Annotated in this window: 14 protein-coding genes; 13 read left to right on the forward strand and 1 reads right to left on the reverse strand. The window is 32.9% G+C overall.

Going from position 1 to position 18805, the window contains the following annotated elements:
* Nucleotides 1-127: 127 nt before the first annotated feature.
* The 13 genes from rny to mutL all read left to right on the forward strand — a co-directional run bounded on the left by rny (nucleotide 128) and on the right by mutL (nucleotide 17368).
* A complete protein-coding gene (gene rny, locus COJ46_RS15280; protein WP_069034493.1) occupies nucleotides 128-1699 on the forward strand; it encodes a ribonuclease Y in 1572 nt (523 codons plus the stop codon).
* 213 nt (nucleotides 1700-1912) lie between these two features.
* On the forward strand, nucleotides 1913-2704 hold the full coding sequence (locus tag COJ46_RS15285; RefSeq protein WP_069034492.1) for a TIGR00282 family metallophosphoesterase: 792 nt from the start codon (nucleotides 1913-1915) through the stop codon (nucleotides 2702-2704).
* A 126-nt stretch (nucleotides 2705-2830) separates the two neighbouring features.
* A complete protein-coding gene (gene spoVS, locus COJ46_RS15290; RefSeq protein WP_088041153.1) occupies nucleotides 2831-3091 on the forward strand; it encodes a stage V sporulation protein SpoVS in 261 nt (86 codons plus the stop codon).
* A gap of 237 nt (nucleotides 3092-3328) precedes the next feature.
* Complete coding sequence (locus tag COJ46_RS15295; protein ID WP_097975415.1) at nucleotides 3329-4255, forward strand: dipeptidase; 927 nt, start codon at nucleotides 3329-3331, stop codon at nucleotides 4253-4255.
* 229 nt (nucleotides 4256-4484) lie between these two features.
* Complete coding sequence (locus COJ46_RS15300; protein WP_097975413.1) at nucleotides 4485-6242, forward strand: 2-oxoacid:acceptor oxidoreductase subunit alpha; 1758 nt, start codon at nucleotides 4485-4487, stop codon at nucleotides 6240-6242.
* Nucleotides 6229-7095, forward strand: coding sequence for a 2-oxoacid:ferredoxin oxidoreductase subunit beta (locus COJ46_RS15305; protein WP_097975411.1), 867 nt, complete (start codon nucleotides 6229-6231; stop codon nucleotides 7093-7095). Before COJ46_RS15300 ends, COJ46_RS15305 begins: the two co-directional genes overlap by 14 nt.
* Before the next feature lie 107 nt (nucleotides 7096-7202).
* The gene (locus tag COJ46_RS15310) at nucleotides 7203-7748 is read left to right on the forward strand and encodes a GNAT family N-acetyltransferase (RefSeq protein WP_097975409.1); all 546 of its coding nucleotides are present in this window, start codon (nucleotides 7203-7205) and stop codon (nucleotides 7746-7748) included.
* Nucleotides 7749-8470: 722 nt separating this feature from the next.
* Nucleotides 8471-9382, forward strand: coding sequence for a phospho-N-acetylmuramoyl-pentapeptide-transferase (gene mraY, locus COJ46_RS15315; protein ID WP_420488166.1), 912 nt, complete (start codon nucleotides 8471-8473; stop codon nucleotides 9380-9382).
* 333 nt (nucleotides 9383-9715) lie between these two features.
* Nucleotides 9716-11245, forward strand: coding sequence for a tRNA (N6-isopentenyl adenosine(37)-C2)-methylthiotransferase MiaB (miaB, locus tag COJ46_RS15320; RefSeq protein WP_097975405.1), 1530 nt, complete (start codon nucleotides 9716-9718; stop codon nucleotides 11243-11245).
* The gene (locus tag COJ46_RS15325; protein ID WP_088012874.1) at nucleotides 11245-11691 is read left to right on the forward strand and encodes a YlbF/YmcA family competence regulator; all 447 of its coding nucleotides are present in this window, start codon (nucleotides 11245-11247) and stop codon (nucleotides 11689-11691) included. Before miaB ends, COJ46_RS15325 begins: the two co-directional genes overlap by 1 nt.
* 273 nt (nucleotides 11692-11964) lie before the next feature.
* Nucleotides 11965-12510: an outer spore coat protein CotE gene (gene cotE / locus COJ46_RS15330; RefSeq protein ID WP_097975403.1), complete on the forward strand. Its 546-nt coding sequence runs from the start codon at nucleotides 11965-11967 to the stop codon at nucleotides 12508-12510.
* Between the two features lie 159 nt (nucleotides 12511-12669).
* On the forward strand, nucleotides 12670-15312 hold the full coding sequence (gene mutS / locus COJ46_RS15335) for a DNA mismatch repair protein MutS (protein ID WP_097975401.1): 2643 nt from the start codon (nucleotides 12670-12672) through the stop codon (nucleotides 15310-15312).
* 112 nt (nucleotides 15313-15424) lie between these two features.
* Entirely contained in the window at nucleotides 15425-17368 is a 1944-nt protein-coding gene (gene mutL / locus COJ46_RS15340) for a DNA mismatch repair endonuclease MutL (RefSeq protein WP_097975399.1), read from the forward strand.
* A gap of 470 nt (nucleotides 17369-17838) precedes the next feature.
* Here the strand turns inward: mutL and COJ46_RS15345 are convergent, their stop codons facing one another.
* Entirely contained in the window at nucleotides 17839-18801 is a 963-nt protein-coding gene (locus tag COJ46_RS15345) for a helix-turn-helix transcriptional regulator (protein WP_097975397.1), read from the reverse strand.
* Nucleotides 18802-18805 lie beyond the last annotated feature (4 nt).

Genomic DNA, 18805 nt, shown 5'->3' on the forward strand with positions numbered 1-18805 from the left:
ATTCTAAAAAAATATTACTATTTTGTGAAAAATTGAATTGAAGTGTGCTGTATGTTGATGCAATTATTTATACAATATAACAGCCGACAAAAATGAAACTAACTAAATAGCAAGAGGAGGTGAAATCATGGGTGCAAATACTATAATTTTGATCATCTTCGCATTGCTTGCCACATTCGGAGTCGGTTATGCTGTCGGATTTTTTGTCCGTAAGTCCATTGCAGAAGCTAAAATAAATGGCGCAACTAATCATGCAAATCAAATTATTGAAGATGCAAAACGTGATTCAGAAACAATTAAAAAAGAAGCTTTATTGGAAGCAAAGGACGAAATTTTCAAAATTCGTACAGATGCAGAGAACGAAATTCGAGACCGTCGTAGTGAACTACAAAAGTCAGAAAATCGTTTAATGCAAAAAGAAGAGAACTTAGATCGTAAAGATGATGGACTTTCAAAACGTGAGTCTGTTCTTGAAAGAAAAGAGGAATCTCTTGTTTTAAAACAACAGCAGATAGAAGAAATGGAAAGCAAGATAGAAGCATTAATTGCTGCTCAACAAGAAGAGTTAGAGAGAATTTCTAGCTTAAATCGTGAAGAAGCAAGACAATTAATACTTACTAAAGTCGAAAATGAATTATCCCATGAAACAGCAATACTAGTAAAAGAAACAGAAGCTCGAGCAAAAGAAGAAGCAGATAAGAAAGCAAAAGATATTTTATCATTAGCAATCCAGCGATGTGCTGCAGATCATGTTGCTGAAACAACTGTTTCAGTTGTAAATCTTCCAAATGATGAAATGAAAGGTCGTATTATTGGCCGTGAAGGACGAAATATACGTACTTTAGAAACGTTAACTGGTATAGATTTAATTATTGATGATACGCCTGAAGCTGTAATATTATCAGGTTTTGATCCAATTCGTCGTGAAACTGCACGAATTGCACTAGATAAATTAGTACAAGATGGTCGAATCCATCCTGCACGAATTGAAGAAATGGTTGAAAAATCAAGACGAGAAGTAGATGAGTACATACGTGAAGTCGGTGAACAAACTACTTTTGAAGTTGGTGTTCATGGAATTCACCCTGACTTAATTAAAATATTAGGTCGTCTGAAATTTAGAACTAGTTATGGTCAAAATGTGTTAAAGCATTCGATGGAAGTTGCAAACCTAGCTGGACTTATGGCTGCTGAACTTGGTGAAGATACAAAACTTGCAAAACGTGCAGGTTTACTTCACGATATTGGTAAAGCAATTGACCATGAGGTAGAAGGAAGTCACGTTGAAATTGGTGTCGAATTAGCAACGAAATATAAAGAACATCCAGTAGTTATCAATAGTATTGCATCTCATCATGGAGATGCTGCGCCAACTTCAATTATTGCGGTTCTTGTAGCTGCTGCAGATGCATTATCTGCTGCTAGACCAGGAGCACGTAGCGAAACATTAGAAAACTATATCCGTCGTTTAGAAAAGCTTGAAGAGATTTCTGAATCATACGAAGGTGTAGAAAAATCATTCGCTATTCAAGCAGGTCGTGAAGTACGCATCATGGTAAAACCAGATACAATTGATGATTTACAAGCTCATAGATTAGCGAGAGATATTAGAAAACGTATTGAAGATGAACTGGATTATCCAGGCCATATAAAAGTTACGGTTATTCGTGAAACTCGAGCTGTCGAGTATGCAAAATAAAGTGGTCTATGCCACTTTATTTTCTTTTTTGTAACAAAATAAAGTATTTTTAAAAATAGCTCCAACTAATACATATCTGAAATGAATCTTAGTTGAATGGCATAGATGAAGATTCAGATTGTGCTAGTAATGGGGCTTTTCGTATTTTTGGGTAATCTAATAGTAAAATCAGTGCTGTGAATTAACAGTGGCAAGTTGGAAGGATGTAACGAAATGAGAATAATGTTTATAGGCGACGTAGTTGGTTCAAATGGTAGGGCAATGGTAAAGGCTAATATTCAAGCTTTAAAAAGGAAATATAATCCTTCAGTAACGATTATAAATGGTGAAAATGCAGCACATGGTAAAGGAATAACGGAAAAAATTTACCGCGAATTTTTAGAATTAGGTGCGCAAGCAGTAACACTTGGTAACCATGCATGGGATAAAAAGGATATTTTTGAATTTATTGATCAAGCAAAATACTTAGTTAGACCAGCTAATTTCCCTGAAGGTACACCAGGTAATGGATTAGTCTTTTTAAATTTTAATGATGTTGAAATAGCCGTTATAAATTTACAAGGTAGAACATTTTTACCACCACTTGATTGTCCTTTTAAAAAAGCTGATGAGCTAATAAAAATCGCTAAAAAACGAACAAACATCATTTTTGTTGATTTTCATGCTGAAGCAACAAGTGAAAAAATTGCGATGGGCTGGTATTTGGATGGAAGAGTAACAGCGGTAGTTGGTACACATACACATGTTCAAACGGCTGATGAGCGAGTTTTACCTGCTGGTACAGCGTTTATTACGGACGTTGGAATGACAGGTCCATATGATGGCATTCTAGGCGTTACGAAAGAAGCTGTTATTAAAAAATTCTTAACGAACTTACCAGTGAGATTCGAAGTAGATGAAGGTAGAGGTCAGTTAAGTGGTGTAATCATCGAATTAGATAAACAAACTGGTCTAGCAAAATCAATAAAAAGAATACAAATAAATGATGATCATCAAGAGCTATAATATCAATTAAAAGAATTGTGAAAATTTTTAAAAAACTTTTAAATATTTGCAGGAATAACTTCTTGTTATCGAGAATAGTTTTTATTGTACACAATAATAGCTTTGTAAGTACAAGGAGGATCAGGAATGGAAATATTAAAAGTTTCAGCAAAGTCAAACCCTAATTCTGTAGCAGGAGCACTTGCAGGTGTATTGAGAGAGCGTGGTACAGCAGAAATTCAAGCAATTGGTGCTGGCGCGTTAAACCAAGCTGTAAAAGCAGTTGCAATTGCAAGAGGATTCGTTGCACCAAGTGGTGTAGACCTAATTTGTATCCCTGCATTTACAGATATTCAAATCGATGGGGAAGAGCGTACAGCGATAAAATTAATCGTAGAGCCTCGTTAATAATAACAACCTGTTAGCCTAAAGCGACAGGTTGTTTTATTTTTAATTAAAGAAAGATTAAGTCGTAGCGAGTCAGATTACGCAAATTTGTAATTAAAAAGTTGAGTTAAGACTTTAGCTCCAACTTGAAGCTCGTCAGTCGACGAGTTTTTTTGCGTATAATTATTACTTTTATTATTGGATTTATTAATATGTTACACTAGTTTCAATAGTCAAAAAAATGGGAGGGTATTAATTATGAAAGTTTTTGATGCTCATTGTGATGTATTGATGAAATTATTTGAAAAGCCTTCAATCAATTTTGAAAATGATGATTCACTACAAGTTTCAGTTAATCGATTAAAACAAGGGAATAGTAAAATACAATGCTATGCGATTTATATTCCCGAAAATATACATAAACTAATCAAATTTGATGCTGCTCTTCAATGTGTCACACTTTTTTATGAAAAAGTAGCAACAGAAAATAATAATATAAAAGTTATTCGAACAAAAGAAGATGAAGTTGGATTAAAAAGTCACGAAATGGGTGCTATTTTGACGCTAGAGGGCTGTGATGCACTTTTAGGTGATATTAATCGCTTAAAGATATTACATCGTCTAGGCGTACGTAGTGTAGGTCTAGTATGGAATTATGCAAATGAAGCTGCAGATGGAATTCTTGAAGAAAGAAATGGTGGGTTAACTAATTTTGGAAGAAGTGTAGTTCATTACTTAAATGAGCATAATATGTGGTGTGATCTTTCTCATTGTACTGAAGCCGCGTTTTGGGATGCATTTGAACAAGCAAAATATCCAACTGCGACTCATTCAAATGCTAAAGCGATTTGTAAACATCCAAGAAATTTAAATGATGAACAGCTAAAGGCTATGTTTAATAGAGGAGCAATAGTAGGGATAAATTTCTATCCTACTTTTTTAGTCGATGAAGGTGTCGCAAGTATTTCAGATATTCTTAAACATATTGATTATATGTGCTCTCTAGGTGGAGAAAAATTTATTGCGATGGGATCAGATTTTGATGGAATCGATACTCATCCAACAAATTTACATCACGTAGGACTTTATCAAAATTTAACAAATGAATTGCTTAAACACTATACAGAACAACAGGTTAAAGGCTTTATGTATGAGAATTATTCATCATATATACATTACAAATAACACGTTACTTGTTCAGAATAATAAAAATATAAAAATTAAAGGAATAATTTCTTTCAAAATCATTGATTTTTTTGGTTAATAGGTCTAGAATTGAAAGCGAATTAACTCATATCAAAAGATATGTCTTAAATCGCTTTCATTCTTTTATAACAAATGAATGATATGCAAAAAAATTATCCATTTATAATTTAATTTATTACGAATGAGGGCATTCAAAGGGGTGTAGGAAATGATTGAACAACTTTCGTGGAAAGTTGGAGGACAACAGGGTGAAGGTATCGAAAGTACAGGTGAGATTTTTGCAATTGCGTTAAACCGTTTAGGTTACTACTTATACGGATATCGTCATTTCTCTTCTCGTATTAAAGGTGGTCACACTAATAACAAAATTCGTGTAAGTACAACTGAAGTTCGTGCAATTTCAGATGACTTAGATATTTTAGTAGCATTTGACCAAGAAACAATCGATGTAAACTTTTATGAATTACGCAAAGGCGGTATCGTAATCGCTGATGCTAAATTTAATCCGACAATTCCAGATTCAACTGACGTAACACTTTATTCAATTCCATTTACAGAATTAGCTACTGAACTAGGTACTTCATTAATGAAAAACATGGTTGCAGTTGGAGCTTCAAGTGCAATTTTAGGTCTATCAATTGAAGTTTTCAGAGAAGTTGTAGATGAAATTTTTGGTAAAAAAGGTCAACAAATTGTTGAGAAAAACATAGAAGCAATCGCACGTGGAGCAGAAGAAATGAGAGAAATGCTTGGCGTGAATGTAAATAAAATGCAATTATCAGAAGCTGATGGTAAAAAACGTATGTTCCTAATCGGTAACGATGCAATCGCAATGGGTGCATTAGCTGGTGGTTCTCGTTTTATGGCAGCGTATCCAATTACGCCAGCATCTGAAATTATGGAATACTTAATCAAAAAATTACCTCAGTATGGTGGAGCAGTTATTCAAACTGAAGACGAAATTGCTGCATGTACAATGGCAATCGGTGCTAACTATGCTGGTGTTCGTACATTAACAGCATCTGCAGGTCCTGGTCTTTCATTAATGATGGAAGCAATCGGTCTTTCTGGTATAACTGAAGTTCCTTTAGTAATCGTTGATACTCAACGTGGAGGTCCAAGTACTGGTCTTCCAACTAAACAAGAGCAATCAGACTTAATGGCTATGATCTACGGAACTCACGGTGAAATTCCGAAAGTAGTAATCGCTCCAAGTACAGTAGAAGAAGGATTCTACGATATGGTGGAAGCGTTTAACGTAGCTGAAGAATTCCAAGTACCTGTTATCGTAATTACTGACTTACAACTTTCTTTAGGTAAACAAACTGTTGAGCCACTTCAATTTGAAAAAGTACAAATTCGCCGTGGTAAGTTTGATTACAAACAAGAATTACCTGTATCAGAAAACAAAGAATACTTCAAACGTTATGAAGTGACTGAAGATGGCGTTTCTCCTCGTGTAGTACCAGGTATGAAAGGTGGAATTCACCACGTAACTGGTGTTGAGCATGATGAAATGGGTAAACCATCAGAATCACCAACTAACCGTAATCAACAAATGGATAAACGTATGCGCAAGTTAAATAACCTAAAATTCCCTAACCCAGTGTTAGTGAACTCTAAACACGATGATGCTGATGTATTACTAGTTGGTTTCAACTCAACTCGTGGTGCGATTGAAGAAGCAATGATTCGTTTAGAGCAAGATGGTATCAAAGTTAACCATGCTCATATCCGTCTAATTCACCCATTCCCAACAAACGAATTAATGCCTGAGCTTAAAAAAGCTAAGCGTGTAATCGTTGTTGAAAATAATGCTACTGGTCAATTAGCAAGCATTATTAAAATGAATTGTGGTCATGCAGAAAAGATTTCAAGCTTACTAAAATATGATGGAAATCCTTTCTTACCAAAAGAAATTTACAATACTTGCAAGGAAGGAGTTGTTCTAAATGGCAACATTTAAAGAATTTCGTAATAATATTAAACCAAACTGGTGCCCAGGATGTGGAGACTTCTCTGTACAAGCATCTATTCAACGTGCAGCAGCAAATGTTGGTTTAGAACCTGATAACCTTGCAGTAGTTTCTGGTATTGGATGTTCTGGTCGTATTTCTGGATATATTAACTCATACGGCTTACATGGTATCCATGGTCGTTCACTTCCAATTGCACAAGGTGTAAAAATGGCTAACCGTGATCTAACTGTTATCGCTTCTGGTGGTGACGGTGATGGATTCGCTATCGGTTTAGGTCATACAATCCATGCAATTCGTCGTAACATCGACATTACGTATATCGTAATGGACAACCAAATCTATGGTCTTACAAAAGGTCAAACATCACCTCGTAGTGATGTAGGATTCAAAACTAAGAGTACGCCACAAGGTTCAGTTGAATCTGCACTTTCAGTAATGGAAATGGCATTAACAGCTGGTGGAACATTCGTAGCTCAAAGTTTCTCAAGTGATTTAAAAGAATTAACTTCATTAATTGAGCAAGGTATTAACCACAAAGGTTTCTCTTTAATTAACGTATTCAGCCCATGTGTAACTTACAATAAAGTAAACACATATGACTGGTTTAAAGAAAATCTTGTTAAACTTTCTGATGTTGAAGGATATGATCCATCAAACAAAGAAATGGCTATGCAAACATTAATGCAAAATAAAGGTTTAGTAACTGGTCTTATCTACCAAAACAAAGAGCAAAAATCATACCAACAATTAATTTCTGGATACAGTGAAGAACCATTAGTTGAATCAGAACTTCAATTAGAAAAAGCACAATTCGAAAAATTAGTTGCTGAATTCATGTAATACAAAGAAAAACTCCTCAATTTTGAGGAGTTTTTTTTGTATGACAATTTATTATGAAGGATACTGCCTTTTAATGTTGAAGTAGTTTGTAGTTAGGAGTGTTTTTGATGATGAATATTAAAATTAGAAGACCAAGAATAGAGGACATGAAAGAGTTAAATCAATTTTTTAAAATAGTGATTATTGACACTTTTACAAGAGAAGGTATTAGCAATCAAGTGGAAAGTATGAATGAAGAAATCGAAACAAAAGGAATTTATTTAGAAAAGGATTTCGAAAGTAATGGTGAAAAACGATTTTTTTTAATTGCTCTTGATAACGAAAAAATTATTGGTTCGATTGAATATGGTCAAGCTAGTGATCTTATTTTAAATTGTACAAACCATGCATTTAAAGGGCTACCTGAGGTCGGTACTGTATTTGTACATCCGGACTATCAAAAAAATGGAATTGGAAATTTACTATTAAAGAATATGTACATTACTTTACAGAATAAAGGGATAGAAGAATTTTGTTTAGATAGTGGGTATAGTAATGCCCAAAAAATCTGGAAAAAGAAATTTGGAGAACCTGATTATTTATTAAAGGACTATTGGGAAAAGGGATATGACCATATGATTTGGAAAATTAATGTTAGCGATATATTAATATAGTAATTTCGAGGATATAAGAAGAGGTTTTCACATTTTATTCCGTTCTGAAACATTGATGTATACGAAGTGGGAGGAATTTCAACTTCAGTTATCATTCGTAGTTGAAATAATTGGGCTTTTTAAATGAAAATTAGCAGAATGTTATTCGATTTAGTAAGTTTAAGAACTTATTTGTTAATTTTTATTTTAAAAGCATCTCCTATTGTACCATTATTAAGCCGTAATACCTTAACGGGTACAGGTAATTTTTTATTATATTTGCACTTCCACTAGATTTAATTGCAGATTTGTTAATTATATTTGCGATTCCGTATTTTTAATTGCAGTTTTGCCAAATTTATTTGCGATTTTCGAGTTTTTTTTGCATACCAATGTTTATTTGCCAAATTTCATCATTTATTTGTACAGAAGAACCCTTTATTTGCGATTCCAATAGTCATATTTGCAGCCTAGACTTTGTTTATCACTTCTCTATATAAATCTACAGTTTTGCTACCATTTTACGTTACTCAAAGAATATTTCCCATATTTAAATATTAGAGGGTCCGTAATTTGGAAACCATTCTTTTTTAATTACATAAGCAACACTTAAATGAATTCTTTAATTAAAAAATAGTCAAATAAAGGAAATCGCTTGATATTATCGAATTTCTTAAATAAAAATAATTGAAAGGAGAAAAATTTTGTTATCCTCACTCGTACCTGCTTTAATTACTTTTATCTTGGTAAGTATTCTTTCACCCTTTTTAATTGCGACGTTAAGAAGATTGAAGTTGACTCAACCTATAAGAGCGGAGTTACCAGCTGAACACCATAATAAAAAGGGAACTCCTTTAATGCTAGGAAGTATATTTTTGATCGGTATTTTAGTAGCTTTCGTTAATTATTCAAGTCCACTTATGCTTTTTTTAGTTGGAACTTTTATTTTATTCAGTGTCGTTGGTTTTCTTGATGACTTTTGGAAAGCATCAAAACAGGATCCGGGAGGAATATCAGCTAAAACAAAACTAGTTTTTCAATTTTCTTTTACTATTTTTTTACTTATTGTATTAATTAATTTTTTTGAACTAGACACAACCTTTCGGATTACGGATTCTATAAGTATCTTTTTACCACTATGGGTGTATTTGGCCCTTATCACTTTATTTATTGTCGGATCAGCTAATGCTATTAATTTTACTGACGGGATGGACGGACTGCTTGGTATGGTATCAATCCCTACCTTCTTTTTCTTTTTTCTGATTTCAGATCATATTGAAGTGAAAATTTTTAGTCTCATAATGATCGCTAGTTTAGCTGGTTTTTTAATTTATAACTTATATCCAGCTAAGGCTTTTATGGGCGACACAGGTTCAATGGCAATTGGTGGTTCTTTATCTTTTTTAGCGATCATTGAAAAAGTAGAAATCTTGATTCCAATGTTGTTTTTTATTTATTTAGCTGAACAGTTTTCTGTTATTTTTCAAGTTTTCTACTTTAAAAGAACAAGAAAAAGATTATTTCTAATGGCCCCTATACATTTTCACTATGGTATCAAATATGGTTGGTCAGAAAATATCATCGTCATGAATTTTACGATTGTTTCCTGGACAGGTTGTTTGTTGAGTTACTTATATTTTTATTTTTTTATGTAATTCATGAACTCACAGTTATCATACTGAGAATTATTAATTTAAGAGGATCCATGATGGATTCTTTTTTTATGTTGAAAAAGGTGCTTTTTAGACTTCGAGGAGGCTCGGGTGACAGTTCCAAGAGTGAGGACCGTATATTTGAAATCAACATTCTTCTATTAGTAATTAAAGCGCTTTATTATTTAAAGAATTGTTTTTATAAAATTGAATAAAATTATTCAAATATACTACTATTATCGGCTTTCTTTTTTGCGTAACGTACATTGTATATTGTAGAATAACGTTATATACTTAAGTAATGTGTGGACGCTCGAGAAGAAAGGAGATTGTTTCATGAATGAACAACAACGCCTTCAAGGCACTAATATAAATAATTCAAAAGATAAAAACGATAAAGATTATAGTAAATATTTTGAAAAAGTTTACCAAGCTCCATCTTTAGCTGATGCTAAGCGTCGCGGTAAAGAAGAAGTTACTTATGATCGTGGTTTCGAAATTCCTGAAGAAATGAGAAATTCAGGTGTAGGTAAGAAATTCTTAATCCGTACTTATGGCTGTCAAATGAATGAACATGACACAGAAGTTATGGCAGGTATTTTAACGACGATGGGTTATGAAGTAGCTACATCAGTTGAAGATGCTGATATTATTCTATTAAACACATGTGCAATTCGAGAAAATGCTGAAAATAAAGTGTTTGGTGAAATTGGTCACTTAAAACCGTTAAAACTTCAAAGACCAGATCTATTAATTGGAATTTGTGGTTGTATGTCTCAAGAAGAAGCAGTTGTTAATCGAATTTTACAAAAACATTCATTTATAGATATGGTATTTGGTACACATAATATTCATAGATTACCATTTATTATTCAAGAAGCGATGTTTAGTAAAGAAATGGTTATTGAAGTATGGTCAAAAGAAGGGGATGTAATCGAGAACCTTCCAAAAGTACGTCGTGGAGAAATTAAAGCTTGGGTTAATATTATGTATGGCTGTGATAAATTTTGTACGTACTGTATTGTTCCTTACACACGCGGTAAAGAACGTAGTCGTCAACCAGAGGATATCATCAATGAAGTACGTGAATTAGCTAGACTGGGCTATAAAGAAGTTACTTTATTAGGCCAAAATGTTAATGCTTATGGTAAAGACTTAGATGATGGTAAATATGGATTAGGTCATTTAATGGATGAAATTCGTAAAATTGGCATCCCACGTGTTCGTTTTACAACAAGTCATCCACGTGATTTTGATGATCATTTAATTGAAGTATTAGCAAAAGGTGGCAACTTAATGCCACATATTCATTTACCAGTTCAATCTGGTAGCTCTGAAGTTCTAAAACTAATGTCACGTAAATATGATCGTGAACAATACTTAGAACTTGTAAGAAAATTAAAAACTGCAATGCCACAAATTTCATTTACAACAGATATCATTGTTGGATTCCCAAATGAAACGGATGAGCAATTCGAAGAAACGATGACATTATATGAAGAAGTTGGTTTTGATTTAGCATTTACATTCATTTATTCACCACGTGAAGGTACCCCGGCTGCAAAAATGGTAGATAATGTACCAGAGAGTGTGAAAAAGGAAAGATTACAACGACTTAACACTCTTGTAAATGAAAAATCTGCTGAATTTAATAAACGTTTTGAAGGCCAAATACTTGATGTATTAGTAGAAGGAGAAAGCAAGAAAAACCCTGATGTACTAGCTGGGTATACTCCTTATAATAAACTTGTAAACTTTAGAGGTCCTAAATCAATCGTTGGTCAAATTGTTAAAGTAAAAGTTACAAAAGCTAAAACATGGTCATTAGATGGAGAATTAGTAGAAGAAACAGTAGAGGTGCTATAATGGGAAAATATACAAAAACTGATATCGTTGAACGTGCAAAAGAATTAGCAGTAATGATTTCTGAAACTGAAGAAGTAGACTTTTTTAAACGTGCTGAAGCGCAAATTAACGAGAGTGAAACTGTAAGAGCTTATATTGAAGAAATTAAGTCATTACAAAAACAAGCAGTTAATTTAGAGCACTGGGGCAAGAAAGAAGCACTTAAAAAAGTTGAACAAGAGCTTGATGAATTAAATGAAAAACTTGAAACAATTCCAGTTGTACAAGAGTTTCAATCTTCTCAAGTAGAAGTTAATGATTTACTTCAATTAATCGCTCACACGATCTCAAATGGTGTGACAGACGAAATCATTAAGTCAACAGGTGGTAACTTATTAAGCGGTGAGACAGGTTCTAAAGTAGCACATGGACCGGATGCTTGCAAAACAGATAGCTGCAGCCATTAATAAAAAAAGACTCAAGGAAGCAATTAATTTTGCTGCCCCGAGTCTTTTTTTTATGTAAAGCTAATAAAGTAATTACTAAATAGCCTAAATATCATAATTTTTATGTTTATTTTTTAAATTCTTCAATTTAGAGTCAACTTTATTAGGCTGTCGTCATACAATTTATCATCACATGTTTTTTTAACTTGTATAAAAGAATTTTCATGTCATTAACACATTCCGCATATGTCACGCATAGAATGAAATGAAAATGGAACGAGGAGGGTCACACCTATGTCTGAACGCGAACATAGAGAGATTATAACGAAGGCAGTCGTAGGAAGAGGCAAGAAATATAACAAAGTCACACATACAATTACACCAAATCATACTCCATCAAGTATTTTAGGCTGCTGGGTTATTAACCATGTATATGATGCAAAAAAATGTAAGGATGGAGTAGAAGTATCTGGAAAATATGATATTAATATTTGGTACTCCTATGGCGACAATACGAAAACAGAAGTAGTTCCAGAGTCTGTTAAGTATTCTGAAGTAGTAAAGTTAAGACACAGAGATGAAAACTTTACTGGCGAAGATTGTGAAGTGATTGCTAGATCATTAAAACATCCAAATTGTTTAGATGCAATTATTTCTCCAAATGGAAATCGATTTATTGTAACTGTAGAGAAAGAAGTATTAGTTGAAGTTGTAGGTGAAACGAAAATTGTCGTACTTGTTGCACCACATGGTGTACACGACGATGACGAGTTCTTTGATGTAGATGATGAGTTTGAAGATTTAGATCCAGATTTTGTTTTAGAGGGCGAAGAAGAGTAAGCTAGGCTAGGAAGGTGATACTTCCTAGCTTTTTTATTTATAAAGATTTTATTGTCCAATCAATCAAAAGTTTTCTTTTTCTTAACTTTCGAACTTTCTAAGCCTTTTCGCAAAATGTGATATAATATGCGAAGAATGTTTTTTGATGGAGAGGATAGAATGGCAACTTATACGCCAATGATTGAGCAATATTTAAATATAAAGAAAAATTACCAAGATGCATTTTTGTTTTTTAGACTTGGTGATTTTTATGAAATGTTTTTTGAGGATGCAATTAAGGCTTCACAAGTTTTAGAAATTACTTTAACCGGTCGAGCAGGAGGAACTGAAGAACGAATTCCAATGTGTGGAGTACCATTCCATTCTGCGGCTGGATATATAGAACAATTAGTTGAAAAAGGATATAAAGTAGCTATTTGTGAACAAGTCGAAGATCCAACGGTCGCAAAAGGTGTAGTTCGAAGAGAGGTTGTTCAGCTGATTACTCCAGGGACACAAATGGAGGGTAGATCGATTGATGAAAAGCAAAATCATTATATCTCAACATTATCAGAAGTAACACCAAGTTCATATGCTTTAGCTTGGATCGATTTAACGACTGGTGAGGGCAATGCTTTATTACTTAGTGGTTCAATTGAAGAAGCAGTTTTAAAAATTGCAGCAACTGGTACAAAAGAAGTTGTTGTAAATGAAGATTTTTCTTCTAAAGCGATTCAAACATTAGAAAAAAGCTTTTCAATTACCGTTTCTTTCGAGGAGAACGATCGTTTATCAGTGGAGTTTACAAATGTTGTAAAATCAATTGATCAAACTAGTTTAAAAGCTACTGCTGCAAGATTATTAAATTATTTATCGAGAACACAAAAACGCACACTTTCTCATCTTCAAGAAATAGTCGTTATTCATCAACATGATTTTTTAAACATGGACATGTATTCGATGAGAAATCTTGAATTAGTTGAAACACAACGTTCAAAAAACAAACAAGGTTCTTTGAATTGGTTATTAGATGAAACGAAAACAGCGATGGGTGGACGATTACTAAAAAAATGGATTCAACGTCCACTAGTAAGTACGAAACAAATCGAGCATCGTTTGACGATTGTGGAATTGTTAATGGAAAACTATTTTATTCGTGAAGACCTGAAGGAATTATTAAAAGAAGTCTATGATTTAGAGCGTTTAGCTGGTAAAGTCTCATTTGGTAATGTAAATGCAAGAGATTTATTACAATTAAAACGTTCACTTCAAACAATACCTTCAATTATTCATGCTTTAAAATCAATTAGTCATGAAACGATAGATGAACTAATCAATCAAATCGATCCATGTGAAGAGCTTCAAATGCTTTTAGAGAATGCAATTATTGAAGATGCGCCTTTATCTATTAAAGAAGGAAACATTATTAAAGATGGCTTTCATAAAACATTAGAAGAATATCGATTCGTTAGTAAGAACGGTAAAAATTGGCTAATGGAATTAGAACAAAGAGAAAGAGAAATTACGGGGATTAAGTCCTTAAAAATTGGATACAATCGAATCTTCGGCTACTTTATCGAGGTAACTAGATCAAATATTAGTCAAATACCAGAAGGTCGTTACGAACGTAAACAAACGTTAGCGAATGCAGAACGGTTTATTACTGAAGAGCTAAAAGAAAAAGAAACAATGATTCTTGAAGCTGAAGAAAAAATGATTGGCTTGGAATATGAGTTATTTATTTCAATTCGAGAACAAGTAAAACAATATTTATCTAGACTTCAAACATTAGGACAAGTAATTAGTCAAATTGACGTTTTACAAAGTTTTTCTGTAGTTAGTGAAAAAAATGGATATGTAAGACCAGCATTCACTGAGGAAAGAGAATATATGGTGAAGAATGGAAGACATCCAGTAGTTGAAAAGGTACTTCTAGGTTCCGAGTATATTCCGAATGATACGAATTTCGATGTTGATACTCATCAATTTTTAATTACAGGACCTAATATGGCTGGTAAAAGTACGTATATGAAACAAGTTGCATTAATCAGTATATTAGCTCAGATTGGATGCTATGTACCTGCTGAATACGCGAAATTACCTATTTTTGACCAAATATTTACGAGAATTGGTGCTGCAGATGATTTAATTTCTGGGCAGAGTACATTTATGGTCGAAATGTTAGAAGCTAATTATGCAATCACGAATGCAACAGAAAAAAGTTTAATCTTATTTGATGAAATTGGTAGAGGAACTTCAACATATGATGGAATGGCTTTAGCACAAGCAATGATTGAATATATACATGATTATATTGGAGCAAAAACGCTTTTTTCTACTCACTATCATGAATTGACGGTATTAGCTAATCAACTTAAGTTTTTGAAAAATATTCACGTTGCAGCAAAAGAGCAAGATGGAAAAGTATTATTCCTTCATAAAATCTTTGAAGGTGCAGCGGATCAAAGCTACGGTATCCACGTTGCCGAATTAGCAAATCTTCCAAAAGATGTAATCAGTAGAGCAAAAGAATTATTAAATGATTTAGAATCAAATAATCATTCCTGTCTTAAAGAAGGAATTGAAAATACAGAAAAAGAGATTGTAACGATTCAAGTACCGAAAAAAGAAATTGTTCAAACAACCGACAAAGAGGATGCTGAATCTCAGTTAAGCTTATTTGACGATCATCAACCGGTGGTTAAAGAAGTTGTTAAAAACCATCCTGTCATTGATCAATTAAAAGGAATAAACATACTAGAATTAAATCCTATGGAAGCATTTAATTTATTATATGAACTTCAAAAGCAAGTTAAAAAATAAAAGAAGGCCAATTGGCCTTTCTTTTTATTAATAATTAAAATTATGATAATAGTTTAATGTACTATACCTTTTTTTATTGATTAGTGCATTTATTTAGAGAGGAGGTTCACTAATGTCAAAGATACAGAAGTTAGATGAGATTTTAGCCAATCAAATAGCGGCAGGTGAAGTTGTAGAACGTCCTGCATCGGTTGTAAAGGAATTACTTGAGAATGCAATTGATGCGATTAGTACACGTATTACAGTCGAAATTAACGACGGTGGACTCTCACGAATTTTTGTAAGTGATAATGGCGAAGGGATGACAAAGGAAGATAGTATTCTTGCATTTGAGCGCCATGCAACTAGTAAAATAAAAGATGAGAATGACTTGTTTCGAATACGTACATTAGGCTTCCGAGGTGAAGCATTACCGAGTATTGCATCTGTTAGTTATGTTACAGTAAAAACATCAACTGAAGACGGACCTGGAATTGAAACAATTTTAAAAGGTGGCGTATTGCAATCCCAAAAAGAAATTGCTAAATCAAAAGGGACAAGTATTGAAGTTTCAAATTTATTTTTTAATACACCAGCTAGATTAAAATATATGAGAACAGTTCAAACAGAATTAAGTAATGTGACAGACGTTGTCTATCGATTGGCATTAGCAAATCCACAAATCGCTTTTGATTTGAAACATAATGATAAATTAATGTTCCGTAGTAATGGAAATGGCGACGCAAGACAGATTCTTGCATCATTATACGGTCTACAAATTGCAAAAAACATGGTTCATTTTAAAGGCGAGTCATTAGACTTTCAAATTGAAGGCTATTTATCTATGCCTGAATATACACGAGCAACTAGAAACTATATTTCACTTTATGTAAATGGAAGATATGTAAAACACTATGGCGTAAACAAATCAATTAGCGAAGGCTATCATACTTTGCTACCAATTGGCCGATTTCCAATCGTTTCGTTATTTATTAAAATGGACCCTCAATTAGTCGATGTAAATGTTCATCCAACTAAACAAGAAGTTCGTTTTAGTAAAGAGGATCAATTATTTACATTAATTACCGAAAGTATAAAAAAAGTTTTTAGAGGTCGTTCCCTAATTCCAGAAATAAAGTCAACAGTTCCAAAGGAAAAAATATTTAGTGAACAATCAACATTTTCGTTCGAACATTCTTCTATAAAAGAAGACGTAGAAAAGAAATTACCATTCTCGCTTCAAGATCGTTTTACAACTAATTCGAATTATTCCAATGAGACTAATGAAACAATAAAGGAAGAAAATACAACTGAATTCGATTCATTTACTCAATTTGATTCATCAACTCCAACCGATTATGAGAGTCTTTATTTTGAAAAACATGAATCTAAAAAAGACGTAGGATATTCAAATATTGTAAATGAAGACGACCAATCAAATATAGAAGAAACAGTCATTGTGAACGAAGAAGTATATGATGAGCAAAATATAGACCAACTACCTCCTTTATATCCAATCGGGCAAATGCACGGGACGTATATTATTGCTCAAAATGAAAAAGGATTATATTTAATTGACCAACATGCCGCACAGGAACGTGTTTACTATGAATATTTTAAGGAAAAAATTGGGGAAGTTGCATCAGAACTACAAACTTTATTAATTCCAATCACATTTGATGTTTCACCAGAGCAAGCTATTTTATTAGACCAATACCAAGATGAACTTCAAGAAGTTGGATTATTTATCGAGAAGTTCGGATCGAATAGTTATGTCATTCGTGAACATCCAAATTGGTTTCCAGAAGGCCAAGAGGATACATTAATTGATGAAATGATTCAAGAACTATTAAAACGCGGAACAATTAATATAAAAAAACTGCGTGAAGAAAAAGCGATCATGATGAGCTGTAAGGCGTCAATAAAAGCAAATCAATATATAACAAACGATGAAATTTTTAATCTATTAGAATCGTTGAGAAAATCAAGTAATCCATTTACATGTCCTCACGGTCGACCAATCGTTATCCATTTTAGTTCATATGAGTTAGAGAAAATGTTTAAGCGTGTTATGTAATTTTAAAAGTGCTGTAGTCCCATGAATCAGGTTAACTGAATATGGGTCTACAGCACTTTTTTTATTTGCTAATTTTAATAAGGTAGTGAGAGGTATTTCTGAAGCTCTCCGCATTTGATTGAAGTCGATTCTTTTTATAAATTTTAGCAGAGTTATATCTGTTTTTTATTCGATTAGTATGAAGTAGAGCGTATTTGCAAATTTTCCAATTGAAAGTAGCTAGTTTCAGGTCGGAATACCTTAACTGGTATAGGTAATTTTTTACTTTATTTGCGATTCTTCGAGATTTAATTGCAGTTTCACTAATTTTAATAGCGATTATCTGTTTTTTAATTGTAGTTTAGCTATATTTTATTTGCGATTTTCAGACTTTATTTGCAGTTCGTTGTTTTTAAGCATTTTGATACAAAAGTTAAAAAATGGGCATTCTTAATAGTATTGCCTACCACAAATATTTTCAACGATACTGCTTATGGGCAGAATAAGTTTATTCTTTTTTGCAAACTTTCTAAGACATTTTCTGGAATTTTCTTTATCTTGATATCTTCACCTAAATATAGAAGCCAATTCGTAAACTCGGTTAATTCTCCAGAATTTTTAACATTTATATAAGTTCTTAGAATGGCTGTGGATTGGTATGGATTTGTATAGGAAATTGAGACTTTTAAAGGATGGTATTTTTTAAACTGAGCAATCGCCATCGGACCAAGTTCAACGATAAGATTAATTTCTTCTTCTTGTTTACTTAGTTTTTCTAGAATTATTTTTTTACTTAATCTTTTTTTTGTATGGTGTGGTATGACATCAATAAGATGATCGACAGGAAAAATCTTTTTCTTTTCATCCACCAAGTCAAAACCTTCAATTAGCCAAAAGCCTTTGTCATGATATAGATGCAAAAGATAAATCGGATAAGAAATGGATGCAAACTCTTCTTTGACGGTAATCAATAAACAAGTATCCAATAGAAGGACTTGGATTAGTTTTTCTAGTATTGGATGAGGTAAGTCTGATAGATCAAGTAAGTCGGGATTTTTTGGATTGGTCCCTTCAAAAAGCAATATTTGATTTAAATGAACAAGTTCATCTTGTTGATTTTCAGAGATCAGACCAAGTAATTTTTCTGTTAAAGATTGACGACTTTTTAGATAAGGAAGTTGTTTATTTCTTGTGGCCATAAATGCAATAAATAGCGCTTTTATTTCATTATCTGTAAAGCGAACAGTTGGGAGGACAGAGTTGTTTAGAACAAAATAACCCCCATCTCTTCCAACTTCAGCGACAAGAGGCATTCCCATCGCTTCAATTTCTTTGACATCTCTTAAAGCAGTTGAACGGGAGATGTTAAATTCTTGCATGATTTCTGAGATTGTAAACTTAGCACGATTGTTTATATATCGCATGATGATATTAATACGTTCAACTTTTTTCATCTGT

This window comes from Bacillus sp. AFS077874 (assembly GCF_002566505.1).
In the GTDB taxonomy this organism is placed as follows: Bacteria; Bacillota; Bacilli; order Bacillales; family Bacillaceae_G; genus Gottfriedia.

Coding starts and splice junctions, on each gene's coding strand:
- rny (WP_069034493.1), top strand. CDS start 128: ATGGGTGCAAATACTATAATTTTGATCATCTTCGCATTGCTTGCCACA.
- COJ46_RS15285 (WP_069034492.1), top strand. CDS start 1,913: ATGAGAATAATGTTTATAGGCGACGTAGTTGGTTCAAATGGTAGGGCA.
- spoVS (WP_088041153.1), top strand. CDS start 2,831: ATGGAAATATTAAAAGTTTCAGCAAAGTCAAACCCTAATTCTGTAGCA.
- COJ46_RS15295 (WP_097975415.1), top strand. CDS start 3,329: ATGAAAGTTTTTGATGCTCATTGTGATGTATTGATGAAATTATTTGAA.
- COJ46_RS15300 (WP_097975413.1), top strand. CDS start 4,485: ATGATTGAACAACTTTCGTGGAAAGTTGGAGGACAACAGGGTGAAGGT.
- COJ46_RS15305 (WP_097975411.1), top strand. CDS start 6,229: ATGGCAACATTTAAAGAATTTCGTAATAATATTAAACCAAACTGGTGC.
- COJ46_RS15310 (WP_097975409.1), top strand. CDS start 7,203: ATGATGAATATTAAAATTAGAAGACCAAGAATAGAGGACATGAAAGAG.
- miaB (WP_097975405.1), top strand. CDS start 9,716: ATGAATGAACAACAACGCCTTCAAGGCACTAATATAAATAATTCAAAA.
- COJ46_RS15325 (WP_088012874.1), top strand. CDS start 11,245: ATGGGAAAATATACAAAAACTGATATCGTTGAACGTGCAAAAGAATTA.
- cotE (WP_097975403.1), top strand. CDS start 11,965: ATGTCTGAACGCGAACATAGAGAGATTATAACGAAGGCAGTCGTAGGA.
- mutS (WP_097975401.1), top strand. CDS start 12,670: ATGGCAACTTATACGCCAATGATTGAGCAATATTTAAATATAAAGAAA.
- mutL (WP_097975399.1), top strand. CDS start 15,425: ATGTCAAAGATACAGAAGTTAGATGAGATTTTAGCCAATCAAATAGCG.
- COJ46_RS15345 (WP_097975397.1), bottom strand. CDS start 18,801: ATGAAAAAAGTTGAACGTATTAATATCATCATGCGATATATAAACAAT.